The organism is Azonexus sp., from assembly GCF_030824335.1.
Classification (GTDB): Bacteria; Pseudomonadota; Gammaproteobacteria; order Burkholderiales; family Rhodocyclaceae; genus Azonexus.
This window is the reverse complement of record NZ_JAVBXX010000029.1, coordinates 1-17,885: the sequence shown is the minus strand read 5'-3', so window position 1 is coordinate 17,885 and position 17,885 is coordinate 1. Positions and strand designations below refer to the sequence as shown.

The window sequence follows — 17,885 nt, the reverse complement described above, 5'->3', positions numbered from 1 at the left end:
CGGGGCTGCCTATCGTGCGTGGTGGCTAGTGGAGGTGGGACGTAATTTTTCCCAAAGCCAGCTACCCGAATTGCTCTTGCCGTCGAGCACGTAGTCCAGCTCATTGGCGTATTGCAAGGTGAATTTCAACTTGTTGAGGACCGATTGCGAGCTGGCAAACAGCACGTGGTCACCGGCTTCGAGCTGAAAATCGCTGTCGGGTAGCAGGTACATGTAGTCGTTGCGGTCAACCAGCAGGGGGACCGCGGCCAGTGTTTGTGAACGATCACTGCCTTCGCGCAGGATTTCCCCGATCCTGAAGGCTCGCCCGCGCATCAGTGCCTGGCGCGCTGCCGGTGCTTCCGAAGCATTCAAACGAATCGCCCAGACGCTGGGCGTCAGTCCATTGTTCAGTGCCTGTAGCCGGTCGACCAAGCGATGGCACCAGATTTCATCGCGATTCTGCAATTGTGTCAGGAAGCGGGCCAGCAACGGGGTGGTCAGGATGGCAATGCATTCGTGGGCGACAATGTGGCTGGGCACCATGGCGAATTCTGCACCATAGGCCTGGAATAGTGCGTTATTTGCTGACTGGTTCTGGCGGGCGACGACGAACAGGTCGGGCTTGAGTTCTGTCGCGGTAACGGCGATCGACAGGTTGTTTACGTCGTTATCGCTGCCGGCGATGATGCCCGACGCTTTGGCAATGCCGGCTTGTTGCAGTGTTTTCGCCTCTGTGCCATCACCGACGATGCGTTGATCTTCGCCGGAGGCTGTCGGGTCGATGATGGTTAGCGTGATCCCGGCGGCCTGCAGGTGTTGCGCGACGGCATGGCCGAATCGGCCGTAGCCGCAAAGTATCCAGTGTCCGTGCGGTGGGCGGTGGGGGTCGGGGATAGGCGATTCGGGCAGGCTGGTCAGTAGTTCAATCAGGCGAAAGCGTTCAGGGGCGGCGACAGCCAGTGCCAGATGTTCGGCAAAGCGTTCGAACGGATTGATGATGTGTTCGGTGCCGAAGGAGGCCATGTTGGCGGCGACTGAAGGACTCCGGGCACGGGCGATGATGGGGAGTTTGGGGGCAAGCAGGCGGACGGCGATGGCAATCGCCAGATTGGCCTGTTCGTCATTGGTTACTGCCAACACCCCTCGACACTTGGGATGCTGCAATCCGGCCAGCAACAGGTTGTCCGGCAGGCTGGCGTCGGCTGCGAGGGCAGGGGTGTCGGTTTTGAAATCCTGCAGGTCGAGCTCTTCGACGCGCAGTTCGTCTTTTTCGATGACCACGAAGGCTTGGCCGATACGGTCGAAATTTCGGCAGATCAGATTTCCCGTTTCACCACAACCGCAGACCAGATAAAAAGGCGCCTTGAGGCGGCGAACCCGCCGGATGAAGCGGCCGGTGGTCAGCGTATTCTGGAATCCCTTGTCCTGCAGCAGGCCGATCAGCGTGATGACGGTGTAAGACCAGCCGACGACGCTCAGATAGATGCACACGATGACCCACATCCGCTGGGCATCGGAGAAGGCATTGGGAATTTCACCGAAACCGATAGTCGTTGCGGTGTAGCTGATGAAATAGAAGGCGTGGAAGAAGGATAGCGGCGGGGCGGGTTGCCCGTCGGCACCGATACCCGGGACCAGCGTCAATCCGAAGACCGAGATCGCGTAGATGACGATCAGTCCGATGATCGGCGCGCGCAAGCGTCGAAGGGCGAGGAAGAAAGTGTTGTTGACCACCGCAGGCTCCGCGTCAGCGGCGCATCATCACGGTTTCGACGATCAGGATGATGACCGACACGATGTTGGCAAACAGCGCGCCACCGGAGAGCGAAACCACGCTGGAGGTGACTGAGGCGGTCATGCCCTCTCCTGTGACGTGTACTGCAATCGCCCAAGTAATCGTCGCGGCGATCAGTTGCAGATCGGCCACCAGGCTGGTAGCCAGATGAATGGCGCCAATCTGCGTCCGGTCACCAAACTTGAGCGCGGTGGCGATCAGGCTGACAACTAGCGCAGCGCCCAGTTCATAAACATGGTGCAGTTCCGGGCGGTCGATATCGCCAATGAAAAAGCCAAAATTAAGCGTCGCCGCCAGGACGATGAAAAAACCGAAAACGACTTTTTCGAGATTCATTTTTCTCTCCCTGTGGCGATCATGGAAACGCCAAACTGGCCCTGGGGCCATAAAACAAAAGCCGGCCCTGGGACCATGGAAAAAAGGCTGCCCTCAGGGTTGACCGCAATAATCAGCGGGTTTCGACAGGAACAACCTGTGCCGGCGGCGCACTCCTGCCGCTACCGAGGGCCTGCGTGTCGAGGCGCTGGGCTTCGCTGTCGGAAATGATTTCCATGATGTTCACCACCTTGCGCACGCCTGCCGTGGTGCGTGCGACCGAGGTGGCTACCCGGGCTTCGCGCTCCTTGACGATGCCCATCAGGTAGGTGATGCCGCGTTCGGTGACGACCTTGATGTGGTTGGCTGAAATCTGGTTGCTATCGACCAGCCTGGCCTTGACCTTGGAGTCGATGAAGGCGTCGTTGCTGCGGCTGCTGAGTGGCGAGACCGGGCCGATGCCCAGTTCGTTGTAAACCTCACGTACACCTTCAACCTTGCGCATTTCGACTTCAATGGCTGCCTTGGCGGTTTCGTCCGGTACTTCGCCGGTGAGCAGCAGGCGGTGGTTATAAGACGTGATGTTGATACGCGACAGGTTGCGGTACTGCTCAGGGATATGGGCTTTGGCACGCCACTCCGTCGTTTCGTCGTCGGTTTGCGTGCCGGTCGTCCGGCGGTCATGGATGCTCATGACGCCAACGGCGGCGCCAGTGGCGATCATTGTCGGAACGCAGCCCTGCAGTACTGGCAGGGCCAGCGCCAGCGCGAGGGAGGAAAGGATCAGTGATTTTTTCATGTCATTCGACTCCGAGTAGCAGTGCGTCGATACCGTCGCACAGGCAGTGGATGATGAGCAGGTGGGTTTCCTGGATACGGGCCGTGCGGTCGGCCGGTACGCACAGGTGGATGTCGTCGTCGCGCAACAGTTCGCCGATCTGGCCGCCGCCTTTGCCGGTCAGTGCAATGACCCGCATGTCGTGCTCGTGGGCGGCATGGATGGCTTCGATGATGTTGCCGGAATTTCCTGAGGTGGAAATGGCCAGCAGCACATCGCCGGCATGGCCGAGCGCGCGTACCTGCTTGGAGAAAATGTGGGCAAAGCCATAGTCGTTGCCGATCGCGGTCAAGATGGAACTGTCGGTTGATAGCGCGATGGCGGCGAGTTCCTGGCGCTCAGCTTCGAAGCGGCCGACCAGTTCGGCGGCGAAGTGTTGCGAGTCGCCAGCTGAGCCGCCGTTGCCGCAAGCGAGAATCTTGCCGCCGTTGAGCAGGCCGTTGGTCATCGTTTCGATGGCAGCGGCAATCGGCGCCGCCAGCGCATCGACGGCGTTCAGCTTGGTCTGGGCACTGTCTTCGAAATGCTTGGCAACGCGGGCGATCAAATCCATGAAGCGGTTTCTTTCTGATGGGTGGTTCGTGATTCTACATCACAGCACGGCATAGACCTCGAGCACGACCCGGCGCCACGGGTCGGGATGTTCGGTCAGCCGTGCGATGCGGGCGACCAGGCGGTCGCCGCGATCCATTGCATCGGCCACCGCCCGGTTTTGCGCCTTGGGCAGGTAGCCGAGCTGGTGACCTTGCCAATCGACGCGGATGGCTCTGGCATCGTGGCGATTGCCAGGTTCTCGCAGCAAGGTCAGTTCGTCACCGACCTGCAGGCGCTGCCAGAACGTACCGACTGCGTAATACTGGCTGCCGGCCAGCGGCGAGGTCTGGATCAACAGGCGAACGGATTGGGCGTCCGCACAGCTCAGCCAGAGCAGCAGGCTAAGTGTCGGCAGCAAACGCATGTTTCAGCCATTCGAGTTGCCCGGCGTCGATCAGGATGCAATCGAAACGGCAGTCGCAATCGCCGCGTCGGGCCAGGTAGTGGCGGGCGGCCAGGATGATGCGTCGCCGCTTGGCTGCCGTGATGCTGGCCCCGGCGCCACCGTAATCGCTGCGGCTGCGCTGGCGCACCTCGACAAAGACCAGCGTGCGGCCATCGCGCATGATCAGGTCGATTTCGCCGCCACGTACGCGAAAATTGCGGTCAACCAGCCGTAGACCGCAATTTTCCAGATAGGCAGCGGCGCGTGTTTCGGCTTCGCGGCCAAGCGCCACGGTGGTATTGTTGTTCTTTGCCTGCATCTGCGAAATATATAACAAATAATATGACAAATGAATTGATTGCGGCATTGTACGTCGTGCCGACGCCATTGGGTAATCTGGGCGACCTGACGCGGCGAGCCGAAGAGGTGCTGCGCAGCGTGCCCTGGGTGGCCGCCGAGGACACCCGGCATAGCGGCCCCTTGCTCAAACAGTTGGGCGCGCAGGCGCGTACCTTGCCAGCGCACCAGCACAACGAACACGAAGCGGCCGCACGGATCGTCGAAAAATTGCAGGCAGGCGAAGCGGTGGCACTGATTTCCGATGCCGGAACGCCCGGCATTTCCGATCCCGGTGCGCGCATCGTCGCTGCCGTGCGGGCGGCCGGTTGCCAGGTCGTGCCCTTGCCGGGAGCCTGCGCGGCGACGACCGCGTTGTCTGGCTCAGGTCTGACCGACGAGCATTTCCTGTTTTACGGTTTTTTGCCGTCCAAAGGCGGGCAACGCCGGCAGGCGCTGGAAGCGCTGCGCGAGCTGCCGTACGCGCTGGTGTTCTACGAAGCACCGCATCGCGTGCTGGAAACCGTCGACGACATGGCCAAGGTATTCGGCGAACGGACGCTGGTCATCGCCCGCGAACTGACCAAACTGTTCGAAACGGTGCATTCGCTGCCGCTTGCCGCCGCATTGGACTGGTTGAAGGAAGACAGCAACCGCCAGCGTGGCGAATTCGTGCTGATGCTGTCCGGCGCGCCGAGCGATGCCGACGATGGCGAAGGCGAGCGGGTGCTCAAACTGTTGCTTGATGAAGGGATCAGCGTCAAACAGGCAGCAAAACTGGCGGCGGCGATTACTGGCGCAGCAAAAAATGCGTTGTACGAGCGCGCACTGGCGCTGAAAAGCTAAAATCCCGGAAATACCGAATCAGAGAAGTAAATCAAGAGAAACAGATCATGAAAATCACCATCACCCGCCCCGATGACTGGCATCTTCACCTGCGCGACGGCGAAGCGCTGGCCGCCGTGCTGCCGCATACCGCCCGCCAGTTCGGCCGGGCCATCGTCATGCCCAACCTGAAGCCGCCGGTGACGACGGTCGAGCAGGCCGCCGGCTACCGCCAGCGCATTCTCGCGGCGCTGCCCCAAGGCATGGCTTTCGACCCTTTGATGACCTTGTACCTGACCGACAACACGCCACCGGTCGAGATCGCCAAAGCGGCCAGCTCGGGCTTCGTCAAGGCCGTGAAACTCTACCCGGCTGGCGCGACGACCAATTCCGATGCCGGACTGACCGACATCGCCAAGGCCTACGATACGTTGGCGGAAATGGAGCGCGTCGGCTTGCCTCTGCTGGTGCATGGCGAAGTAACCGATCCTGCGGTCGACCTGTTCGACCGGGAAAAAGTCTTCATCGATACCGTGCTGCTGCCGCTGACCCAGCGTTTTCCAAAGCTGAAGCTGGTCATGGAACACATCACCACCAAGGATGCAGCCGAATTTGTCGCGGCATCGTCGGCCAATGTGGCGGCAACGATTACCGTGCACCACCTGCTGTACAACCGCAACGCCATTTTCCAGGGCGGCGTGCGGCCACACTGGTATTGCCTGCCGGTGTTGAAGCGCGAAACGCACCGCGAGGCCCTGGTCGCTGCGGCGATTTCCGGCAATCCCAAATTCTTCCTCGGCACCGATTCAGCGCCGCACGCCAGGGGCGCCAAGGAGGCGGCTTGCGGCTGTGCTGGCTGCTACACGGCGTATGCAGCTGTCGAGTTGTATGCCGAGGCCTTCGAGCAAGCCGGCGCGCTGGACAAGCTGGAAGCCTTCGCCAGCTTCCATGGTCCAGACTGGTACGGCCTGCCGCGCAACACCGACACGATCACGCTGGCCAAAGAGACATGGAGCGTGCCGGCAAGCTATCCTTACCTCAGTACCGACGATATCGTGCCGCTGCGGGCGGGCGAGTCGCTGTCCTGGAAAATGCTCTGAAGGAAATCAAGATGCGCCTGCGTGCCCTGCTGACCGTTCTACTCGTCGTTCCGCTGGTCACTGCTTGCGTGGATGACCGGGTTTCCTGGCAAATTGATGGAACGCGTGAACACACGCTGTCCTTGATCCGCGAGCAACCTTTCTTCTGGGACAAGAAAGTCGAACTGTCCATGGTGGTCTCGCGTATGCCGGCCTGTACGCGTCGGCACAGTTTGGGCATGGGGACGGAAAAGACCCGGGTGGAGGTTTACCAGGTGCCGTCCGGGGCCTTCATCATCAAGGTCGGACGTCGCATGTATGCGACCGAGTCGCAAACCTGTATTGAATGGGCGCGCATCGAGGAAGAGCCGGCGGGCGGCATGGGGGAGTTGCGCGGTATTTTCCGGATGCGCAACGGGTCGCTCGAATTTGTCGCCGAAAAGCCGGAAGCGGCTGCCGACGACGAAGAGTGATCCGAAGCGCGCTCCGGTGCTCGTTCAGTAACGGCGGCGTGGCGGTGGCGGGGTGCCGCCGCTGCGGGTTTCCAGATGGCGGAAAGTGATGCGACCCTTGGTCAGATCATAAGGCGAAAGTTCAAGGCTGACCTTGTCGCCGAGCAGAATGCGGATGTGGTGCTTTTTCATTTTGCCGGCGGTATAGGCGATCATTTGATGGCCATTTTCCAGCGTCACGCGATAACGTCCATCGGGCAGGACATCTTCGACGACGCCTTGCATTTCAAGTAGTTCTTCTTTAGCCAAGTGGGGTGCTCCTTTAATTGAGTTGATGGGTTTGCAGCCCGTCGACCGCAGCGTCGGTAGACAAGGCTTCCGGACGGTGGCGGGGCATTTCCCACGGCCGGCCGGATTCGGTGATGGCGCTGATCGAGATCAGCGGCGGTGGCGAGCTGACGCTGCCGAAAATGGTGGCGTAAGAGACATCGGCCGCATCGCGTCCGGTGCCAATGCGCACGAAGCCCATCGGGATGGCAGTGCCTGACGGGTCGAAAATATACCAGCGATTGTCGAGAAAAACTTCGACATAGGCATGGAAGTCGGTTGGGCCGAGCGCCGGGTCGGCACCGTAATCGATGCCGGTGGTGAAGCGTGCCGGGATGCTCAAGGCACGACAGATGGCAATCATCAGGTGGGCGAAGTCGCGACATACGCCGACGCGATCGACCAATGTGTCGACCGCAGACGTGGCCGAACTGGTGGTGGCCGAGCGGAAGGCAACGTGACGATTGACCCAGTTGCAGATGGCTTCGACCCGGCGATAGCCCTTGGGCAATTGGCCGAATTCGCTCATCGCCAGCATGGCCAGACGGTCCGATTGGCAGTAGCGACTGGGGTAAATGTAGGTCAGTGCCGACAGCGGCAGGCGAGCGACCGGGGTTTCCGGGATTTCGTCCGGATTGCCGATATGCTGGTCGATATCAAGGATGGCACGGTAAGCGACGTGCAGTGGACCGGTATTGACATTGACGCGCATGAAACGCGCACAGGTCTGCGGCTCGGTCTGGATCGCCGGAACAATCTGCGGATTGAGCTGCAGGCTCTCGCTGACGATGCGTTGACTGGTGGTTTGTGCGGCGTGGATGTTGAAAACAAAATCGGCGCCGGGGAAGTTCAGTGCGTAGTTCAGATCGATCGCAAATTGTATGCGAACCATGCAATTCCAGAATAAGCAGCTCGTTGTCGAACCCTGAAGGACGCGACCACACGGGCGGTGGGATGGCGTTTTGCGACGGGGAAATGTTTATGCGGCATGCCGGAGGGTCGCCAGACGACGGGACGGCAGGGGAACATCATTCACGCGGGGCAGAACGGTAACGACGAGGCTTGACAGCCTCGCAGGAGGCTGCATATTACGCTTCACCTCGCGCTCTGGCAAGGAAAACTGCCCGAAATTCAGGCGCTTGTCGCCGCTCGCAGCAAGCGCCTGATGACTCAGTCAGGGTTTGCCTGCGGGATGCTGCCGAGCCGGTTCACGCCGCTGATCAATGCCTTGATCGAGGCAGTGACAATGTTGGCGTCGATGCCGACGCCGAAGCGTTCGCCGCTGCCGCTGGCTGCCATTTCCATGAAGGCAACGGCGCGGGCATTGCCGTCGTCGCCCATCGGCACCATCGAGCGCTCTTCATAGCTGCGTACCTGGATTTCGATGCCGGCGCTCTGCAAGGCATGGACTGCTGCGTTGATCGGGCCGTTGCCTTCACCATTGAGCACATGCGTCACGCCATTGATGTCGACGCTGAGGCGGATGCCCTGGGCGCTGTCATGTTCGAACAGATGGTGTTCGCGATAGACGATTGTTGCGGTCGACGTGAGATAAGTGGCAGAAAAGAGTTGCCAGATATCGTCGGCGCTGACTTCGCCGCCATGCGTATCGGTGTGCTGCTGGACGACGCCGGAGAACTCGACCTGCAGACGGCGCGGCATCACGATGCCGTGTTCGGTTTCCATCAAATAGGCGATGCCGCCCTTGCCTGACTGGCTGTTTACCCGGATCACCGAATCGTAACTGCGGCCGACGTCGGCCGGGTCGATCGGGAGATAGGGCACCGCCCACTGCTCATCCGCCTTTTGAGCGGCAAACCCCTTCTTGATGGCGTCCTGGTGGGAGCCGGAGAAGGCCGTGAAAACGAGATCCCCGACGTATGGGTGGCGTGGGTGGATCGGGAGCTGGGTGCAGTGTTCGAAAGTGCGGGCGACGGCGTTGATGTCGGAGAAATCGAGGCCGGGATGGACGCCCTGGGTGTGCATGTTGAGCGCGACGGTGACGAGGTCAACATTGCCGGTGCGCTCGCCGTTGCCGAAGAGGCAGCCCTCGACGCGCTCGGCGCCGGCCATGAGGCCGAGTTCGGCGGCGGCGACGGCGGTGCCGCGGTCGTTGTGCGGATGGAGGCTGATGATGACGCTGTCGCGGCGCGCGAGGTTGCGGTGCATCCACTCGATCTGGTCGGCGTAGATGTTGGGTGTGGCGATCTCGACCGTGGTCGGGAGGTTGAGGATGACCTTGCGCTTTGGCGTCGCGCCCCAGGCTTCAGTGACCGCATCACAGACTTCCTTGGCGAAATCGAGTTCGGTCGCGGTGAAGGTCTCCGGGCTGTATTCAAGCGTGATTGCGGTTTCCGGCATTTCTTCGGCAAGGCTGCGGACGAGGCGAACGGCGTCGGTGGCCATGGCGACGACTTCCGCTTTGCTCATGCCGAATACCTGGTCGCGAAAGGTCTTGCTGGTCGCGTTATAGACGTGGACGATGGCTTGCCTGGCCCCCTTGAGTGACTCGAAGGTGCGCCGGATGAGGTGTTCGCGCGCCTGCGTGAGGACCTCGATGGTAACGTCGTCGGGGATGTGTTTTTCCTCGATGAGTCGACGCACGAAGCCGAACTCGGTTTCCGAGGCCGACGGGAAGGCGATCTCGATTTCCTTGAAACCGATCTGGCAGAGGGTCTTGAACATCTGCATCTTCTTGTCGGCGTTCATCGGCTCGAACAAGGCCTGGTTGCCGTCGCGCAAGTCGGTGCTCATCCAGATCGGCGCGTGCTTGATGGTCTGATTCGGCCACTTGCGGTCAACGAGCTGTACAGGGGGAAAAGCGGAATATTTGTGGGGGTTTTGCTGTGCCATGATTTAGCTCCGAGAATTTTTTGCGATGGGCAAATGTTACGGAAAACCTCGCGGCAGGTGCTTGCGTTTTATGGCATGATTTGCGATCCAATTGGCAGAATATTGCGTAAATATAAAATGATGAGCAATTCAATGAGTATTGATCGCTATGACCGGCAAATTCTCGCTCTGCTGCAACAGGATGGGCGGATCAGCAACCAGGATCTGGCCGACCGCATCGGCCTGTCGCCATCGCCCTGCCTGCGCCGGGTACGCACGCTTGAGGAGGCCGGGCTGATTGCCGGCTATCGGGCGCTGCTCGATGCAAAGAAACTCGGTTTGAGCTTGATGGCACTGATCGGCATCTCGATGGACCAGCACACGCCGGAGCGTTTCGCCAACCTCGAAGCGACGATCTCGGACATCCCGGAAGTGCTGGAATGCCTGCTGATCACCGGCCAGCAGTCGGACTATCAGCTCAAGGTCGTCGTTCGCGACATGGATGCCTATCAGGACCTGCTGCTCAACAAGATCACCCGCATCCAGGGGGTCACCGGCGTGCACACCAGTTTTGTGCTGCGCAAGGTGGTCGACCGCACCGCGCTGCCGCTCGACCTCGCCTGAATTTGCCGGGGCAGCCGGGGAAACGATGTTAGGCTCAGGGTCTTTCGCCAACGGACCCGCCATGAGCAGCCCCGATAACGAACTCTGGCAGCAATCCTGGCGTGATGGCCGGATGGCTTTCCACCAAGCGGAAGTCAATCCGCTGCTTGCCCATTACTGGTCCAGTCTTGGTTTGCCGCCAGGCGGGGCGGTTTTCGTGCCGCTGTGCGGGCGTAGTCTCGATCTGGTCTGGCTGGCCGAACAGGGACACCAGGTAATCGGTTGCGAACTGAGCCCGCTTGCCGTGCGTGATTTTTTTCACCAGCAGGGCCTGACGCCGACGCAGACGACGCTTGGACCGCTGACCCTGTGGCAGCACGGCGCGATCCGCATCTACTGCGGCGATTTTTTCGCGCTGACGCCGGAACATCTCGGTCCGATTGCCGCCGTCTACGACCGGGCTGCGTTGACCGCCTTGCCGGAAAGCGCACGGGTTGGCTATGTCGAACACCTGCGCCAGCTGACGCCGGAAAATTGCCCGGTTTTCCTGTTGACCGCAGAAGACCCGGAAGAGGGCGAAACCGACGACCGTTTCCCCGAGATTTCCAGCGAAATCACCCAGTTGTACAGTGCCCGCTTCGCCATCGATCTGGCGCATTCCGAACGTCGCCTGGAAACCCGGCGTGAAGCCGACGGCAACGAACCGCAATGCATCGAATTACGCCTGTACCGCCTGCTGCCTTATTGATCACTGCCGGGCAGGCTGCCTTCGCCGGCCAGATGTTGCTCCTGGCGTTGCGCCAGCGAGCGGGTACGGCGTACCGGCGCCGGGCGTGGCGGCAGAAAACCGGCCAGCGATTGCGGATTGCTGCGCGCGCCACTGGCCACGTAATCGCTTAACAGCGCTTGCCGGACGGCTTCCATCGGCTGGCCTTGCTGGTCAACGAGATAGGTGAACAGCGCATCGGTCAGAATTTCCGGGCTGAGTCCGCTGGTTTTGCCACGGGTTTCCCGATGTTCTTGCCACAACCACTGGCTGAAATTCCAGAATGCCTGGAACGGCGAGGCCCGGGTTTGCAGCAGGTGCGGCAGGCTGAGCTGGAAACGGCCGGTATTGGCCAGCAGGTCCCAGTAGCGGGCAAAGCGGCTGAATGCCTCGACTTCCGTCGCGCTGATGCAGCCGGTCGAGAGAATCTGATACGGCGGGTTCGGGTCAAAAACCAGCGCGTAATCCGCACTGTGGCGAATGATGGGCGTGCCGCGCAGGCGCTTCAGGATACCGAGCTGAATTTCGTGGGGTTGCAGCGCATGCAGGCGGTCGAAGCCGGCGGCAAAACTCTCCAGCGTTTCGCCGGGCAGGCCGAAAATCAGGTCGGTGTGCAAATGGGCCTGCGATTCCTGCAGTAACCAGCGCAGGTTTTCCTCGCTCCGCGCATTGTCCTGGCGCCGCGAAATGCGCTGCTGGACGTCGACGTTGAAGCTCTGGATACCGACTTCGAATTGCAGCACGCCGGGCGGGAAGCGGGCGATCATCGCCTTGAGCGCATCGGGCAAATGATCGGGCACCAGTTCGAAATGCAGGAATAGCGCGCCGCCCGGCGCGTGCAGGCGATCCAGAAAAAACTGCAGGATACGCAGCGAGGTATCGACCTTGAGATTGAAGGTGCGATCAACGAACTTGAAGTGGCGTGCCCCCCGTTCATGCAAACCGGCCAGTTCACCGAGAAAGCGCTCGAGATCGAAAGCCCAGGCTGTTTTATCCAGCGCGCTCAGGCAAAACTCGCATTTGAACGGGCAGCCGCGCGACGCTTCGACATAAAGCAGGCGATGCGCCAGATCGTCGGCCGAATATTCCCGATAAGGCAGTTCGATTGCATCAAGTGACGGCTGTTCGCCGGCAATCACCTTGCTCAACGGGCGCGGCCCGGCCAGCAAGGCGCGGCATAGTTTGGCGAAGCTGATATCGCCCCAGCCGGTAATCACATGGTCGGCCAGCCGGACAATTTCCTGTTCGTCGGTCTCGTAACTGACTTCCGGCCCGCCGAGAATGATTTTCACGCTTGGCCGTTCGGCTTTGATGCGCTGAATCACCGCCAGGGTTTGCTGCACATTCCAGATGTAAACCCCGAAGCCGATGATCGATGGTCCATCGGCTTCCTCTGGCAGTTCGTGCAGCAGCGCAGCGACGATTTCCTGCGCCGGCCGGGCGATGGTGAACTCGCGCAATACGGTGCGTTCCTTCAGTTCGCCCATATTGGCCAGCAGGTAGCGCAAACCCAGCGAGGCATGGATGTACTTGGCGTTGAGCGTGCAGAGAATGATGCGGGATGGGGCGCTTGGTGCGGTCACTGGGCGGGGGGGCAGTTTGATGAAAGCCGGAGTTTACCGGGCCAGAAGGAAAAATCTGGTGTTGGCCGCCGAGTAAAAATATACTGTACATATCATCAGTTGCTGCGGGTGGTGCCTTATCTTCAACCATTCCAGCCCTGCCCGAAAATTGAGCGTTGCCGGAAAAGCCTTTTCAAACAGTTGTCTGGCGCATGCGCCAACGGACTACCCACATACTTATCCCCAGATTCCGGGGATAAAAGAGCCTATTCAATTTCTTCAACATGACCCCTGTTCGCCGCATTGCCCACCTCGACATGGATGCCTTCTTTGCCTCCGTCGAACTGCTGCATTATTCGGAATTGCGCGGCCAGCCCGTCGTGGTCGGCGGGCGAAACATTCACGCGCCGGTGCAGCAGGCCGATGGCACCTGGCGCTACGCCCGTTTGCGCGACTACGTCGGGCGCGGCGTGATTACGACCTCGACCTACGAAGCGCGTGCGCTGGGCGTATTTTCCGGCATGGGATTGATGAAATCGGCCCGGCTGGCACCGGATGCGATATTGCTGCCGGCAAACTTCGACGCTTACCGGGATTATTCCCGCCGTTTCAAGGCCGCCGTCGCGCAGATCGCGCCAAAAATCGAAGATCGCGGCATCGACGAGATTTACATCGACCTGACTGATCTCGCCGAGGATTCCCTGCCGCTGGCGCAACGCATCAAGCAGGCCGTGTTCGACGCCACCGGGCTGACCTGCTCAATCGGCATCACGCCGAACAAACTGCTCGCCAAGATCAGCTCCGATCTGCAAAAGCCGGATGGCATCACCATTCTGCAGATGGCCGATGTCGAAACCCGGATCTGGCCGCTCGCCGCCAAGAAAATCAATGGCATCGGCCCCAAGGCGACGGAGAAGCTGCAGGCTTTGGGTATCCACAGCATCGGTGAACTGGCCGCCGTGCCCGTCGACATGCTGGTCGGGCACTTCGGACGCAGCACCGGCGTCTGGTTGCACCAGGTCGCGCATGGCATCGATGATCGGGAACTGGTCATTGAGCGCGATCCCAAGTCGATCAGTCGGGAAAGCACGTTTGAACGGGATCTGGACGCCCGGCGGGACCGCGCCGAGTTGTCGGAAATATTCACGTCGATCTGCATGCGCGTTGCCGAGGATTTGCAACGCAAGGGCTACGCCGCCAAAACCATCGGCGTGAAACTGCGCTACACCGATTTCCACGTGGTCACCCGCGATCTGACCTTGCCGAGCGAAGTGTTTGACGGGCGTGACATCCGCAAGGCGGCGGGCGAATGCCTGAAGCGCGTGCCGCTGGAGCAGCGCATCAGATTGCTCGGCGTCCGGGCCAGCGGCTTGTCTCCGCTTGGCGTGCGAGAGACGGCGCAAACTCACAGCCAGGCAGCGTTCGCGTTCTGATGCCTGAAGGGTCACCCCGTCTTCCTGTCGTGAATTAGCGCTTCGTGGGCTCGCTCGGCGCCACTTGGATGTGCTTGTCTTCGGCATGCGGGCGCTTGATCTCGATCCGCAATACCGGCGCCTTGACGTCAGGCTGGAACAGCAGGGCAACGGCCTGCGGCGGTCCTTCACTTTCCCAGGCGAGACGTTTGTAGCCGGTCATGACGCAGTCGTTGTCGAAACTTTCGCCCGGCTGTAAAGCGCTCGATGCAGCGTAAACAAGCTGCTCCTGACCCACAAAATAGCCCATCGCCGTGCGCGTCCGAGGGATAGGCACGGGCGGATCGATCCCATCGGCACGAAAGGCGATGCGGAATTCGCGTGCCAACGTCGAATCGGCTGACTCGGTCACCGGGACAAAATCGGCGTGAACACGGCCCTCGGGTTGGCGCCAGTAAAAACGTAACTCCGGCAGCAGTTCGCCCGTCGACCAGAAGAAATGCAGATTCTGTCCGTCACGGCAGTAAATGGTGCGCATGGTATTTCGGGTGTCATGCCAGGCATCACCGAACTTGCGGTCGATCCGCTCGAGCACGAAACCGGTGGGCGCCAGCAGCGACTGGGCAAAAACCGGTCCTACACCCGGTAACTCGAAGCGCCGGACGGGCCCGACGGAATACGGTAGCGGCGCTGCCGGTGTTCCCTTGAAGGCGAGGTCCGTTACGCTGTGCTGGAGATGGAAAATCGGTCCCTGGGCCAGTGTCATCGCCATGGCGGGCAGCAGCAGGATGAGCAAGCCGCTGGCGCCCATGAACAGGCTTTCTCCCTTGCTGAAGGCCGGCCGGAGCAGGCGGCCGGCGAGCATATGTCCGGCAAACCAGACGAGCGGCCCAAGAATGAACAAAGCGGCATAAAAAACTGCCAGTGCCTCCATGCCGGAAATCGCCCGGGCCGGGATGGTGACCACGCCGACCGTCAGCGGCAGCAGCAGGAAGAGCGCCAGCAGCCGCATCGACAACCAGCTACCGGCCTTGCCCTGGCGGCCGAAATGGCGCCGTTCCAAAAACAGGATCGCGCAGACCGCCAGCAGGACCATGACTCCGACGAACCCCCAGGCCCATGCCTCAAACAGGGAGAGGCTTCTGGCAGCTATCAGGAGTTTGTCGATTTCCATGCCGGACTTTCCTCGAAATAGGATTTTGCAAGCAGGTGCCAGTGAAGTATCGAGCCGCCCCACCCGGCAGTCAATCGATCGAGCGTGACATTCCGCGGCAGTTGATGAACGAGGGCGCGCAAGTTCCGTGAGCGCCGGCTGGAAGCTATTTCAGCACAGCGTTCACGGGCGCAAAAATCGGATGACTAGGCAATTTTTCACGATTTACCCCGGTCGACCGCAGCAGATCAACGCGCCCCGTCTGACTCCACCGACTCGGCCGGCAGCAGCAGGTTGAGCAGCACCGCCAGCACGCCGCACAGGCTGATGCCCTGCAGCGAGAAGCTGCCGATGTTGACGCCAAGACCGCCGATGCCGGTGACCAGCGTCACCGAGACGATGCACAAATTGCGCGCACTGGTCAGGTTCACCTTGGCGTCGAGCAGCGTCTTCAGGCCGATGCCGGCGATCGAGCCGAACAGCAGCACCATGATGCCGCCCATCACCGGCATCGGGATGGTCTGCAGCAACGCGCCGAACTTGCCGACGAAAGCCATCACGATGGCGAAGCCGGCCGCCCAGGTCATCACCACCGGGTTGTAGTTCTTGGTCAGCATCACTGCGCCAGTCACCTCGCCATACGTCGTCACCGGCGGGCCGCCGAACAGGCCGACGACATTGACCGCCAGCCCGTCACCAAGCAGCGTGCGATGCAGGCCGGGGCTTTCGGTGTAATCCTTGCCGGCCACCGAGCCGATGGCCAGCACGCCGCCAACGTGTTCGACAATCGGCGCAATCGCCACCGGGATCATGAACAGGATCGCCGCCAGGTTGAATTCCGGCGTACCGAAGGCCGGCATGGCAATCCACGCCGCTTCGCTGACCTTGGTGAAATCGACGATGCCGACGAACAACGAAACGATGTAGCCGACAGCGACACCGATCAGGATCGGCACCAGCTTCAGCAGCCCGCGCGCGCGGATTGCGGTCAACATCGTTGCCAGCAAGGAAATGGCGGCGATGGCAATCGCTGTTTCGTAAGGCACGACCTGCGCATCGCCCGCCTTGCCGGTCGCCATGTTGACGGCAACCTGGGCCAGACCAAGGCCGATGACCATGACCACCGGGCCGATGACGACCGGCGGCAGCAGCTTGTGGATCAGCCCGACACCGCGCCATTTGACCAGCGCCGCGGCAACGTAATAGAAGAAGCTGGCTGCAGCCAGTGCGCCCAAGGTCGCGTTCATACCCCAGGTTTGCACCGAGTAGATCACCGGCGCGATGAAGGCAAAGCTGGAACCGAGATAGATCGGCACCTGACGCTTCGTACACACCTGAAAGATCAGCGTACCGACACCAGCGCCGAGCAAGGCCAGGCTGGGATTCAGCCCGGTCAGCAGCGGTACCAGCACGGTCGCGCCAAAGGCCACGAAAAGGATTTGCGCACCGGACAGGGCGGTGCGCCAGACGGGGTCTTGTGTCGCGTTCATGCTTCCTTGGTCCCGAAAATTTTGTCGCCGGCATCGCCGAGGCCGGGAATGATGTAACCCTGTTCGTTCAGGTGGCTGTCGATCGCCGCCGTGTAAACCTGCACCTCGGGATGCGCCCGGCTTACCGCCGCTATGCCTTCAGGCGCCGCCACCAGCACCAGCGCCTTGATTTGCTGGCAACCCTTGCGCTTGAGCATGTCGATGGTGGCGATCAGCGAACCGCCGGTGGCCAGCATCGGATCGATGATGATCGCCAGACGCTCGTCGAGCTGGCCGACAAAACGCTCGAAATACGGCTCCGGCACCAGCGTCTCGTGATTGCGGGCAATGCCGACAACGCTGACCTTGGCATTCGGAATCAAATCGAGTACGCCATCCAGCATGCCGATGCCGGCGCGCAGGATGGGCACCACGGTAACCTTCTTGCCCTTGATCTGCTCGATCTCGACCTCGCCGCACCAGCCGGCAATCCGGCAAGGCTCCAGCTCGAAATCGCTGCAAGCCTCGTAGCTCAGGAGACGCGCCAGCTCGGCCGTCAGCTCGCGGAATTTCTTGGTACTGATGTCGCCTTCCCGCATCAATCCGATTTTGTGTTTGACCAGGGGGTGGCGGACTTCGATTACCGGCATGACGACCTCGCGTGCATTTGCAGAAAGGGGGAAGGTTAATCGATTCGTCCATTCAACGCACTTCGGGCCCTTTGCCCGGTTTTCCTTCGCCAAGGATCGCCGCGCAAGTTCCATGCAGCCATTGCTTGCCTTGCACGTATAATCCGCCCCGGAAAGTCGGCCAGGCAATCGCTGGATATTTGCAGGCAACTGCGGTATCGGGAGGAAAGTCCGGGCTCCATTGGGCGGGATGCCAGTTAACGGCTGGGTGCTATAAGTCGTCAGACGCAAGTCGGGCGGCCCAAGGCAACGGAAAGTGCAACAGAGAATAGACCGCCGATGGCGTCGCAAGACGCACAGGTAAGGGTGAAACGGCGAGGTAAGAGCTCACCGCGTCCACGGTAACGGCGGACGGCACGGTAAACCCCATCCGGAGCAAGACCAAATAGGGAAGCTGAGGCGTGGCCCGCGCTGCTTCCGGGTAGGTTGCTTGAGCCTGTCGGTGACGGCAGGCCTAGAGGAATGATTGCC

At 60.8% G+C, this 17,885-nt stretch carries 19 protein-coding genes and 1 other RNA gene; 7 read left to right on the top strand and 13 right to left on the bottom strand.

Features of this window, described 5'->3' with window-relative positions; all coding sequences use genetic code 11:
- Positions 1 to 9: 9 nt before the first annotated feature.
- The 6 genes from RCI20_RS14800 to RCI20_RS14775 all read right to left on the bottom strand — a co-directional run bounded on the left by RCI20_RS14800 (position 10) and on the right by RCI20_RS14775 (position 4,228).
- Positions 10 to 1,716 carry a TrkA family potassium uptake protein gene (locus tag RCI20_RS14800; RefSeq protein ID WP_306606793.1) on the bottom strand — a complete coding sequence of 569 codons (1,707 nt, stop codon included), beginning with the start codon at positions 1,714 to 1,716 and terminating at the stop codon, positions 10 to 12.
- A 13-nt stretch (positions 1,717 to 1,729) separates the two neighbouring features.
- Complete coding sequence (locus RCI20_RS14795) at positions 1,730 to 2,113, bottom strand: DUF6394 family protein (RefSeq protein WP_306606791.1); 384 nt, start codon at positions 2,111 to 2,113, stop codon at positions 1,730 to 1,732.
- A 112-nt stretch (positions 2,114 to 2,225) separates the two neighbouring features.
- Positions 2,226 to 2,891 (bottom strand): BON domain-containing protein, encoded by a 666-nt coding sequence (locus RCI20_RS14790; protein ID WP_306606789.1) that lies wholly within the window; start codon positions 2,889 to 2,891, stop codon positions 2,226 to 2,228.
- Between the two features lies 1 nt (position 2,892).
- Positions 2,893 to 3,483 carry a phosphoheptose isomerase gene (locus RCI20_RS14785; RefSeq protein ID WP_306606787.1) on the bottom strand — a complete coding sequence of 197 codons (591 nt, stop codon included), beginning with the start codon at positions 3,481 to 3,483 and terminating at the stop codon, positions 2,893 to 2,895.
- A gap of 39 nt (positions 3,484 to 3,522) precedes the next feature.
- A complete protein-coding gene (locus tag RCI20_RS14780; RefSeq protein WP_306606785.1) occupies positions 3,523 to 3,888 on the bottom strand; it encodes an HIRAN domain-containing protein in 366 nt (121 codons plus the stop codon).
- Positions 3,866 to 4,228: a YraN family protein gene (locus RCI20_RS14775; protein ID WP_306606783.1), complete on the bottom strand. Its 363-nt coding sequence runs from the start codon at positions 4,226 to 4,228 to the stop codon at positions 3,866 to 3,868. Before RCI20_RS14775 ends, RCI20_RS14780 begins: the two co-directional genes overlap by 23 nt.
- A gap of 23 nt (positions 4,229 to 4,251) precedes the next feature.
- On the opposite strand from RCI20_RS14775, the gene rsmI reads away from it, so the two are divergent.
- Genes rsmI through RCI20_RS14760 form a run of 3 tightly spaced genes read left to right on the top strand, consistent with a single transcriptional unit; the run spans position 4,252 to position 6,622 of the window.
- Positions 4,252 to 5,091, top strand: a complete 840-nt coding sequence (rsmI, locus tag RCI20_RS14770) for a 16S rRNA (cytidine(1402)-2'-O)-methyltransferase (protein ID WP_306606781.1) — start codon at positions 4,252 to 4,254, stop codon at positions 5,089 to 5,091.
- Between the two features lie 47 nt (positions 5,092 to 5,138).
- Positions 5,139 to 6,170 (top strand): dihydroorotase, encoded by a 1,032-nt coding sequence (gene pyrC / locus RCI20_RS14765; RefSeq protein ID WP_373691531.1) that lies wholly within the window; start codon positions 5,139 to 5,141, stop codon positions 6,168 to 6,170.
- Between the two features lie 11 nt (positions 6,171 to 6,181).
- Entirely contained in the window at positions 6,182 to 6,622 is a 441-nt protein-coding gene (locus RCI20_RS14760; RefSeq protein WP_306606779.1) for a hypothetical protein, read from the top strand.
- Positions 6,623 to 6,646: 24 nt separating this feature from the next.
- Here the strand turns inward: RCI20_RS14760 and infA are convergent, their stop codons facing one another.
- The 3 genes from infA to leuA form a co-directional block, all read right to left on the bottom strand.
- Positions 6,647 to 6,910 carry a translation initiation factor IF-1 gene (gene infA / locus RCI20_RS14755; protein WP_306606776.1) on the bottom strand — a complete coding sequence of 88 codons (264 nt, stop codon included), beginning with the start codon at positions 6,908 to 6,910 and terminating at the stop codon, positions 6,647 to 6,649.
- A gap of 13 nt (positions 6,911 to 6,923) precedes the next feature.
- Complete coding sequence (locus tag RCI20_RS14750) at positions 6,924 to 7,820, bottom strand: transglutaminase family protein (protein ID WP_306606774.1); 897 nt, start codon at positions 7,818 to 7,820, stop codon at positions 6,924 to 6,926.
- A gap of 278 nt (positions 7,821 to 8,098) precedes the next feature.
- The gene (gene leuA / locus RCI20_RS14745) at positions 8,099 to 9,781 is read right to left on the bottom strand and encodes a 2-isopropylmalate synthase (protein WP_306606772.1); all 1,683 of its coding nucleotides are present in this window, start codon (positions 9,779 to 9,781) and stop codon (positions 8,099 to 8,101) included.
- 132 nt (positions 9,782 to 9,913) lie between these two features.
- Here leuA and RCI20_RS14740 point away from each other — a divergent pair, with 132 nt between their 5' ends.
- Together RCI20_RS14740 and RCI20_RS14735 are read left to right on the top strand one after the other, a co-directional pair.
- Positions 9,914 to 10,384 carry an Lrp/AsnC family transcriptional regulator gene (locus tag RCI20_RS14740; protein ID WP_306606770.1) on the top strand — a complete coding sequence of 157 codons (471 nt, stop codon included), beginning with the start codon at positions 9,914 to 9,916 and terminating at the stop codon, positions 10,382 to 10,384.
- Between the two features lie 61 nt (positions 10,385 to 10,445).
- Positions 10,446 to 11,111, top strand: coding sequence for a thiopurine S-methyltransferase (locus RCI20_RS14735; protein ID WP_306606768.1), 666 nt, complete (start codon positions 10,446 to 10,448; stop codon positions 11,109 to 11,111).
- Here RCI20_RS14735 and RCI20_RS14730 read toward each other — a convergent pair.
- Entirely contained in the window at positions 11,105 to 12,712 is a 1,608-nt protein-coding gene (locus RCI20_RS14730) for a B12-binding domain-containing radical SAM protein (protein ID WP_306606766.1), read from the bottom strand. The two genes, RCI20_RS14735 and RCI20_RS14730, sit on opposite strands and share 7 nt — an antisense overlap.
- A 263-nt stretch (positions 12,713 to 12,975) precedes the next feature.
- On the opposite strand from RCI20_RS14730, the gene dinB reads away from it, so the two are divergent.
- On the top strand, positions 12,976 to 14,124 hold the full coding sequence (gene dinB / locus RCI20_RS14725; protein WP_306606765.1) for a DNA polymerase IV: 1,149 nt from the start codon (positions 12,976 to 12,978) through the stop codon (positions 14,122 to 14,124).
- Between the two features lie 34 nt (positions 14,125 to 14,158).
- On the opposite strand, the gene RCI20_RS14720 is transcribed toward dinB, so the two are convergent.
- The 3 genes from RCI20_RS14720 to upp all read right to left on the bottom strand — a co-directional run bounded on the left by RCI20_RS14720 (position 14,159) and on the right by upp (position 17,375).
- Entirely contained in the window at positions 14,159 to 15,277 is a 1,119-nt protein-coding gene (locus RCI20_RS14720; protein WP_306606763.1) for a hypothetical protein, read from the bottom strand.
- 227 nt (positions 15,278 to 15,504) lie between these two features.
- A complete protein-coding gene (locus RCI20_RS14715; RefSeq protein WP_306606761.1) occupies positions 15,505 to 16,746 on the bottom strand; it encodes a uracil-xanthine permease family protein in 1,242 nt (413 codons plus the stop codon).
- A complete protein-coding gene (gene upp / locus RCI20_RS14710; protein WP_306606759.1) occupies positions 16,743 to 17,375 on the bottom strand; it encodes a uracil phosphoribosyltransferase in 633 nt (210 codons plus the stop codon). The genes RCI20_RS14715 and upp overlap by 4 nt, the downstream gene beginning before the upstream one ends.
- A 152-nt stretch (positions 17,376 to 17,527) precedes the next feature.
- Here upp and rnpB point away from each other — a divergent pair.
- Positions 17,528 to 17,885, top strand: an RNA gene (rnpB, locus tag RCI20_RS14705) — RNase P RNA component class A; the annotation flags it as partial.

What these genes read in the sequence shown, in the direction of transcription:
- RCI20_RS14795 (WP_306606791.1), bottom strand. Translation starts at nt 2,113, where the DNA reads ATGAATCTCGAAAAAGTCGTTTTCGGTTTTTTCATCGTCCTGGCGGCG.
- RCI20_RS14790 (WP_306606789.1), bottom strand. Translation starts at nt 2,891, where the DNA reads ATGAAAAAATCACTGATCCTTTCCTCCCTCGCGCTGGCGCTGGCCCTG.
- RCI20_RS14785 (WP_306606787.1), bottom strand. Translation starts at nt 3,483, where the DNA reads ATGGATTTGATCGCCCGCGTTGCCAAGCATTTCGAAGACAGTGCCCAG.
- RCI20_RS14780 (WP_306606785.1), bottom strand. Translation starts at nt 3,888, where the DNA reads ATGCGTTTGCTGCCGACACTTAGCCTGCTGCTCTGGCTGAGCTGTGCG.
- RCI20_RS14775 (WP_306606783.1), bottom strand. Translation starts at nt 4,228, where the DNA reads ATGCAGGCAAAGAACAACAATACCACCGTGGCGCTTGGCCGCGAAGCC.
- rsmI (WP_306606781.1), top strand. Translation starts at nt 4,252, where the DNA reads ATGACAAATGAATTGATTGCGGCATTGTACGTCGTGCCGACGCCATTG.
- pyrC (WP_373691531.1), top strand. Translation starts at nt 5,139, where the DNA reads ATGAAAATCACCATCACCCGCCCCGATGACTGGCATCTTCACCTGCGC.
- RCI20_RS14760 (WP_306606779.1), top strand. Translation starts at nt 6,182, where the DNA reads ATGCGCCTGCGTGCCCTGCTGACCGTTCTACTCGTCGTTCCGCTGGTC.
- RCI20_RS14750 (WP_306606774.1), bottom strand. Translation starts at nt 7,820, where the DNA reads ATGGTTCGCATACAATTTGCGATCGATCTGAACTACGCACTGAACTTC.
- leuA (WP_306606772.1), bottom strand. Translation starts at nt 9,781, where the DNA reads ATGGCACAGCAAAACCCCCACAAATATTCCGCTTTTCCCCCTGTACAG.
- RCI20_RS14740 (WP_306606770.1), top strand. Translation starts at nt 9,914, where the DNA reads ATGAGTATTGATCGCTATGACCGGCAAATTCTCGCTCTGCTGCAACAG.
- RCI20_RS14735 (WP_306606768.1), top strand. Translation starts at nt 10,446, where the DNA reads ATGAGCAGCCCCGATAACGAACTCTGGCAGCAATCCTGGCGTGATGGC.
- dinB (WP_306606765.1), top strand. Translation starts at nt 12,976, where the DNA reads ATGACCCCTGTTCGCCGCATTGCCCACCTCGACATGGATGCCTTCTTT.
- RCI20_RS14720 (WP_306606763.1), bottom strand. Translation starts at nt 15,277, where the DNA reads ATGGAAATCGACAAACTCCTGATAGCTGCCAGAAGCCTCTCCCTGTTT.
- RCI20_RS14715 (WP_306606761.1), bottom strand. Translation starts at nt 16,746, where the DNA reads ATGAACGCGACACAAGACCCCGTCTGGCGCACCGCCCTGTCCGGTGCG.
- upp (WP_306606759.1), bottom strand. Translation starts at nt 17,375, where the DNA reads ATGCCGGTAATCGAAGTCCGCCACCCCCTGGTCAAACACAAAATCGGA.